Origin of the sequence: Granulicatella balaenopterae (assembly GCF_900111135.1) — a bacterium.
Taxonomy (GTDB): Bacteria; Bacillota; Bacilli; order Lactobacillales; family Aerococcaceae; genus Granulicatella; species Granulicatella balaenopterae.
In genome coordinates this window covers 1-1182 of the sequence record NZ_FOGF01000089.1, presented here as the reverse complement: position 1 = coordinate 1182, position 1182 = coordinate 1, and the positions used below count along the sequence as shown (strand labels likewise).

Sequence of the window (1182 nt, the reverse complement as noted above, 5' to 3'; positions counted from 1 at the left end):
CAAATGATTCAGGTCAACCACAACCAGGTAATAGCTTACCAGTAACAGCAAGCAAATCATATGCAGTTCAAATGATTTTAGCAATAATTTTAACTACTTTTGCTAGTAGCTTACTTTTCTTAGAAAAAAATAAAAAATAATAATAGATAATTATTTGTTTAAGTGTTTATCTATCATTATAAAATTAACCGGCTCTTTGTCAAATAGGGTTGATGGTGTAGAAATAGAGATCATACAGTATTATCTGTATGATTTCTTTTTTTACTTTTTTATTGTATATTTCCATCATTAAAAAATTTTAGTGCTCAAGTGAGTACAGTTCCTATAATTATCAGCTGAATGTACTAATATATGTTTTTTGTTGTTTTAATTGCATAAATTGTTATTATGTTACGATATTTATTTCGATAATACTTATGCAGCTTTATGCTGTAATGTTTGTTTTTTTGGATCTGGAGCATATAATTTCATCATTAAGAAGATTCTAGCTTTAAAGTGTTCGAAGTTTCTATAGCCATAGGCATTTCGTTTTAATACTTTGATTTTGTTGTTTAATCCCTCGATAGGTCCGTTAGTATAAGGATAGTTAAAGGTATTCTCAATATATGGTAATAGCTTTGTAAATGTACGAATAAGACGGCGTAAACCTTTAGATATAGGTGAATGCTTCGCTTCAATTAAAGCTGCTTTAAATTGTTCGAAATCCTTATCAGCTAATGCATCACGTAATTGATGTGCAATTCGATAAGTGGCTTTTAACTCTTCAGATTGTTCTAATAAATAATCAACAATAGATATAGGTGAATGCTTTGCTTCAATTAAAGCTACTTTAAATTGTTCGAAATCCTTATCAGCTAATGCATCACGTAATTGATGTGCAATTCGATAAGTGGCTTTTAACTCTTCAGATTGTTCTAATAAATAATCAACAATAGATATAGGTGAATGCTTTGCTTCAATTAAAGCTACTTTAAATTGTTCGAAATCCTTATCAGCTAATGCATCACGTAATTGATGTGCAATTCGATAAGTGGCTTTTAACTCTTCAGATTGTTCTAATAAATAATCAACAATGCCACATGTATTAGTCATCCAATCAAATAACGGATATCTGCTATAAGTATAAGAATCCAATGTTTCCGTCTTCGCTAATAATAATTTCCAATAACGTTTATATTTGTT

General features: G+C 29.2%; 1 protein-coding gene. It reads right to left on the bottom strand.

Annotated elements, in window-relative coordinates:
- Positions 1 to 414 precede the first annotated feature (414 nt).
- On the bottom strand, positions 415 to 1182 hold a 768-nt coding region (locus tag BMX09_RS09925), incomplete at its 5' end, for a transposase (protein WP_177159611.1).